Source organism: Microcystis sp. M165S2, assembly GCF_020245885.1.
In the GTDB taxonomy this organism is placed as follows: Bacteria; Cyanobacteriota; Cyanobacteriia; order Cyanobacteriales; family Microcystaceae; genus Microcystis.
Map to the genome: position 1 here is coordinate 1 of NZ_JADBTZ010000058.1, position 6,269 is coordinate 6,269.

Annotated in this window: 6 protein-coding genes; 3 read left to right on the forward strand and 3 right to left on the reverse strand. The window is 40.4% G+C overall.

Going from position 1 to position 6,269, the window contains the following annotated elements:
* Window positions 1-110: 110 nt before the first annotated feature.
* Window positions 111-1,652 carry a DUF4407 domain-containing protein gene (locus IM479_RS03305; protein WP_287686209.1) on the forward strand — a complete coding sequence of 514 codons (1,542 nt, stop codon included), beginning with the start codon at window positions 111-113 and terminating at the stop codon, window positions 1,650-1,652.
* Between the two features lie 133 nt (window positions 1,653-1,785).
* Window positions 1,786-2,334, forward strand: coding sequence for a hypothetical protein (locus IM479_RS03310; RefSeq protein ID WP_287686210.1), 549 nt, complete (start codon window positions 1,786-1,788; stop codon window positions 2,332-2,334).
* A 488-nt stretch (window positions 2,335-2,822) separates the two neighbouring features.
* On the opposite strand, the gene trpA is transcribed toward IM479_RS03310, so the two are convergent.
* Window positions 2,823-3,617: a tryptophan synthase subunit alpha gene (gene trpA / locus IM479_RS03315; RefSeq protein ID WP_193956052.1), complete on the reverse strand. Its 795-nt coding sequence runs from the start codon at window positions 3,615-3,617 to the stop codon at window positions 2,823-2,825.
* Between the two features lie 264 nt (window positions 3,618-3,881).
* On the opposite strand from trpA, the gene IM479_RS03320 reads away from it, so the two are divergent.
* Window positions 3,882-4,799 carry a glycosyltransferase family 2 protein gene (locus tag IM479_RS03320; protein WP_287686211.1) on the forward strand — a complete coding sequence of 306 codons (918 nt, stop codon included), beginning with the start codon at window positions 3,882-3,884 and terminating at the stop codon, window positions 4,797-4,799.
* A gap of 160 nt (window positions 4,800-4,959) precedes the next feature.
* Here IM479_RS03320 and IM479_RS03325 read toward each other — a convergent pair whose 3' ends face one another.
* Both IM479_RS03325 and IM479_RS03330 read right to left on the reverse strand, forming a co-directional pair.
* Window positions 4,960-5,985 carry an ABC transporter permease gene (locus IM479_RS03325; protein WP_286823829.1) on the reverse strand — a complete coding sequence of 342 codons (1,026 nt, stop codon included), beginning with the start codon at window positions 5,983-5,985 and terminating at the stop codon, window positions 4,960-4,962.
* Between the two features lie 101 nt (window positions 5,986-6,086).
* Window positions 6,087-6,269, reverse strand: a 183-nt coding sequence (locus IM479_RS03330; RefSeq protein ID WP_287686212.1) for a hypothetical protein, incomplete at its 5' end; no start/stop codon positions are given.

The following is a 6,269-nucleotide window of genomic DNA, read 5'->3' on the forward strand; positions in this document are numbered from 1 at the left end:
GACTTTCCCGATTTGGGACAATGGTTTATTGATATCTATTATGATAAGACCTAGTTTGTAGTTAACTAAGATGGTTAGCTAAAAACTGTCTTTGATTCTTTAACTTGTCCTTGTTATACTCGAAAAAGCTCGGAAGTATAAGAGTTTGTCCTGCCTATTTTTTCGGAAAAATAGGTTGTAATGGGAGATTCTTTGTTTTCCTAGACAAAAATAATTACTTTTTCAAAAAAACACTTTTCTATTTTTTTGTTGGGTATTTTATTCTCTGGAAGTCCCTTACTTCTCCTGCTCTATCCAACAACTCGCCCGCACCTGAAATCAACTTTTTAGTAAAATTTCTTTGGTTTTGTGCTGGTGCGAACACAAGTGTTCTAAAAAAATGTCAAGTTGATCATGACAAGTATGCGGCAATCGGTTTTATAATTTTACTCACTGCCATTCTCGCATCTGTGAGTGGAGGCTATGCTTTATGGACTGTTTTTAATTCACAAGCTATGGCTACTCTCTTGGGTGGTTTCTGGGGATTAATGATCGGTAGCCTTGATCGTTTTTTAGTTTCTACGACGCGCAAAGAAGATCATTGGTCTTTTCAACAGACTGCTTTTATAACAATTCGGGTAATTGTCGCAATTTTCATTGCGCTTGTTGTGGCTAAACCGTTAGAGATTAAAATCTTTGAAAAACCAATTCGTGCAAAATTAGTTGAGGAAAATTCATTGCAACGTTCTGCTGATCAACAACGTTTAATCAAAGCTTATTCTGAAATTAAAGACAAAGAAAAAGCCAATCAAGCCTTAGAAAAAGAGTTAGATCGTCTGAAGCAACAAAGAGATCAAAAAAGCCAAGAGGTTATTTGTGAAATTGATGGTACTTGCGGCACAACTAAAGTGGGACACGGACCTGCTTTTCGTGAAAAGCAGAAAGACCTTAATGTAATTTCTCAAGAATATGAAAAGAAAAAACAAGATTCAGAAAAGCAAATTAATGAGAATCGTCAACGGATTGCCGAATTAACTAAAAAACGCGATTTTGAGTTAGCAAAAATTGATAATGAAAGAGAAAAAGCTGATGATATTATGACTCAGCTTGAGATTTTAGATAAACTAGCAAATAAAAAAGCAATTTTTATTACTCTTCTTTTTGTTTTGATTGATGTTAGCCCCATTTTAGCCAAAATGCTTCTTAAGCGTAGTCTTTACGATATTGCTTTAGAAAAAGAAGAAGAAACCCAATTAAATATTTACTTGCGTTCTCTAAGTGTCAATGAAAACTATTCCTTACAGCAACTTGAAATAACAGAGGAAGTTCAACAAAGAGCAATCACAAATGTAATTCAAAGTGATGATTTTAAACAACTTATAAATCAACTAAGCCAAGTTTATACAAACAAGCTAAGTCGAGAAATTTCTCAGCTAGGGAAAGAGTTTAATCCCTCAAATTATAAACATAAAATTAAACAAGAAATGGACAAACAAGCTAAATCTCAAACTATTCCTACGATGGTCGAAGAGGAACTTCGGCATCGTCGGACAGTCAATAAAGTTGAAAAAGCTCATCAAGATAGCTTAGAGACGATGGAAGACTATGTAACTAATTATACTACTAATGGACGACCTAATCACCCGATTAACAATGACGATCCCTGGCAATAATTTAAAAATTTAATTAATTTTCAATGAATTAAGTATGAATACTTTGGTCTTTTCAAGAAGTCCGCCTTTTGTTATTGTTTTAAATCAATTTACTACTGTTTGGTCTTACACACAAAAATCTTGGAGTTGAATCATGGTTGATAGACGCTATTCTCTCAGTAAAAATGATGATTTTCACAACACTAACTTGCCAATTATGCGACGAGCCGAGCAAGTTCAGCTTGAAGCAATTAAACTCAGCGAACAAAAACGGGATGGTTTTCTAACCCGATTTTTTCCTAATGCGGCCCAACGGACAATTATCAAAGCTCAGTTAGCTTTAGTTGAAACAGAGTATGAGTTTCGTAAACGAGCCTTGGAAACGTTGCGTGAAACTCAATTACAAGCTTTGACAGAAACTTGTAATCAATATCTTACCCGTGATAAAGCAGCACGTCGTGCTGATACAGCTAAGTTTTTACTTCAAAAGAAAGAAGAGTTGACTTATGAGCTGGATGCTATTTTTGAACGATTCATGAAACTTTTGAAAGATAAATATCAGATTATGGATGAAGAAAACAATCCATTATTTCGTCAAATTCGCCACGATCGTCTAGAAAAGGACATCAATGATTTTGTGGAACTTCAAAACAAACTCATTGACAAGTTCCAACGCTTAGTTGATGAAGAAATCAATTACTAAGATTAAAAACATCACCATCTTTGTCAGGAAAATTTTGATAATTTATTCTCACTTAGGTAGTGCGATCGCCGATCTGGTAGGTTGGGTTGACAACGGAAACCCAACATCATCCCCCTATTATTCTTCATGTTGTGTGTTGGGTTGCACTTCGTTTAACCCAACCTAAGGATTATTTTACGGGTTATTCCATGCCGAGATTGTAATCGAAAATAATCTTTTGTCTGTAGATTGTAGGGTGCGTGTTTGCGGCTGCTAATTTGGACAAAAAACTAAAATCAACAATCGGCCGTAACGCACCAATTTTATTCGTGAGCGCCACCCGTAGAACAAGGTACAATGCTCTTTTAGGGGAACAATCCCTACTGCCACCACCGAGCGTTAAAACCAGCAGAAAAGGGCATCCGAGAGAGATTCTACCTCGATCGCCCCGCAGCGGGAATTCCCTTCGATAACGGCTAATTTGCGCCAGTATAACAACCTCTAACCCCTCACTGAATCGCCTGTTTTAAACTACGACAGAATTCTTCGAGGGATTTTAACCCATCGCTGGGGGAATTATCGGCCAGACGTTTAACCATGGCACTACCCACAATTACCGCGTCAGCACCCCAGTTTTTCACCTGTAGCGCCTGTGTCGGGTCAGAAATGCCAAATCCTACCCCCACGGGTTTATCGGTGACAGAACGGATAGAATCGAGCAATTCCTCCACTCTGGTGGCTACTTGGTTCCGCATTCCCGTCACTCCCGTGACACTCACCAGATAAATAAAACCTTGGGATTGCCTGGCGATCGCTTGTATTCGTTCCGGGGGACTGGTAGGCGCTACCAATAAAATCACTTCAATTCCCTTAGCGGCAGCCGGTTGCAGCAGACTTTCCGCTTCCTCTAGGGGTAAATCAGGAACCACCAAACCACTCACCCCGGCTGCTTTAATTTGGTCTAAAAAGACATCTATCCCGCGATGATAGATAGGATTATAGTAAGTAAAGAGAATAATGGGAGCTTTCACCTCTCCCTGAGCATTTTTGACGATTTCTAGCACATCTTCCAACTTGACACCCCGATTTAAAGCGCGCGTGGCTGCCGCTTGAATAACCGGACCATCCGCAAGAGGATCGGAATAGGGAACCCCCAACTCGATCAGATCGGCCCCTGCCCGGTCTAAAATGCGTAAAGCTTGGGCAGTAGTAGATAAATCGGGATCACCGGCAGTAATAAAGGGAATTAAGGCACAATTCCCCTGGGAACGGAGAGAACGAAAACACTCGGAAACAGCAGTCATCGAAAATTACTGAAGACATAAAGCACTGTCTATTATCTCATGGCGGGGAATAGCTCACTGCCGGTCGCCGCAAGCTCAGGTAAAGAATTTTTCAAGTAATACTTAAGAAATATTGACAAAAAGGCGATCGAGGTTAGAATAGGCTCAGTCTGGCAGTTTTAAGAAAATTTCTGGTATGATAGGGGTTTTTATTCCGCTTTTTCCGGTACAAAATAGGACTACTGCCCGATCGGGTTTCGTATAATCAAACACCATATTATATCTATGTTTTCCATTTACATTCTCACTCATAACGAAGAAATTGATATTGCCGCCTGTGTGGAATCGGCACTTCTGTCCGATGATGTGATTGTGGTTGACTCCTACAGTAGCGATCACACAGTAGAGATTGCTTCTCGTTATCCAGTGCGCGTGATTCAGCATCAATTCGAGAGCCATGGTAAACAAAGAACTTGGATGTTAGAAAATATCGAGACTAAATACGATTGGGTTTATATTCTCGAAGCAGATGAAAGGATGACACCCCAACTCTACGCAGAATGTCTGAGCGCCACTCAACAGAAAGATTTTACTGGTTTTTATGTGGCCGAAAGAGTTATGTTTATGGGAACTTGGATCCGTCGCAGCACCCAGTATCCCCGTTATCAAATGCGTCTATTTAGAAAAGATCAAGTCTGGTTTAGCGATTATGGTCACACGGAAAGAGAAGAATGTCTGGGAAAAACCTCTTTTTTAAAAGAAACCTATCCCCACTATACCTGTAGTAAAGGTTTAAGTCGTTGGATTGAAAAACATAATCGTTATTCTACCGATGAAGCGGCAGAAACCCTACATCAGTTGGCTAACGGTGGTGTTAGTTGGAAAAAATTATTTTTTGGTAAAACCGAAGTCGAAAGACGGAGAGCTTTAAAAGATTTATCTCTACGATTGCCTTTTCGTCCCTTGCTTCGTTGGTTTTATATGTATTTTATCTTGGCAGGAATTCTCGATGGTAAAGCTGGTTTTGCTTGGTGTACTCTACAAGCTTTTTATGAGTATTTGATCCTCTTAAAAGTAGCAGAAATGAAACAGGGTTTACCCACCCCCCCCGAAGTTAGAAATCCTTTTCATCCCCCGCAAAATGGTGACAATAGTAATTCCCATAGGCCCGATTTCGTCTCCCTAAAAGGAAAAGCCGATTAACATTCAACCATTATTAATCAGTCAGCAATCACCTAACAACAACCTAGAGATAAAAAGCAATCCTGATCCATTTTTTTATTACAGCCTTTCTCATAAAGATGGAGTATAACCTAATTTGGCATCGGGACTGACTCCCTTTTCCCCCAACCCCTCTCCCTGATTAATAACGGATGCGAGGATCAATGCAAGCATTGATTAGATCGATCAAAATACTGGCAAAAACCACTATTGTCGCCAAAAAAGCCATTAATCCCTGCACTGTTGGGTAATCCCGCAGAGAAATCGCCCGATATAACTGATTTCCCAAACCTGGCCAAGAAAAAGTAACTTCCGTCAAGACTGCACCCCCTAAAAGAGCCGCAAAAGTTAATCCTAAGACAGTAATTACGGGAATTAGGGCATTTTTCAGCGCATGGGCGATCATAATCGTTTTTTCTGGTATTCCTCTCGCTTTTGCCGCATCTACATAGTCCGCTTGCAAAGTTTGTTTCAGATTAACTCGCACCATCCGTTCAAAAATCCCACTCAAAAGAATGCCGAGAGTAAAACTAGGTAAGGCTAGATAATACAAAGCTGTAGGCAACTTATCTAGTTGTAGAGTCATCAGACTATCAAAGGTATATAAACCCGTAATTGTCTGGGGTGGAGTTTCACTCAAAGGAAAACGAGTCCCCAAGGGAAACCAGCGCAACTGTACCGCAAAAATTAGCTGTAAGAGCATTCCCACCCAAAAAATCGGCAAGGAATAGGTTATCAGTCCAAATAAACGTCCCCCAGCATCTAAGGGGGTATTCGGACGGGAAGCGGTGATAATTCCCAATCCGACCCCCACTATCACCGCAATTAGCATTCCATAAAAAGTTAGTTCCACCGTCGCTGGAAAATGTTTAGCGATAATCTCCCATACCGTCACCCCCTTACTGGTTAAAGAGTCTCCTAAATTGAGACGCATTAGGTGGAAAATATAGTCTAGGTACTGGAAAAATAGGGGTTTATTCAGTCCTAATTGTTCTCTTAGGGCATTTTTGGCACTTTCAGGGGCGCGGTTGCCTAAAATCGCATCCGTGGGATCACCGGGGGCAACACGCATCAGCAGAAAAACCACCGTCACGATCGTCCATAACATCAAGGGAGCTAGGAGTAAACGCACCAGTAGATAGGATTGTAAAGCAGCGCGGCGAGACATGAGGGCTTTCCTTTCAGAAGATAGATTCTCAAGGAACCATACCCCAAAATCGACCCGGCGATCGAGAGGTACTGAATAAAAAATTAAATTGAGGAAAATATTTAGTACAAACAAACTAAGTTATCCGCACCAGCAGTTCTGAGCAAGGGACTAGCCAAAACCCCTAAAGGCTGAAAGGCTGACGTAGCAAGGGATAGAAAAAAGATCAAAAAATTTTGCCAAAAGGGGTTGACAAACTTAGGGAAGTTAGATACATTGGTAAATGCGCGGTTGAAGCGAAGCGA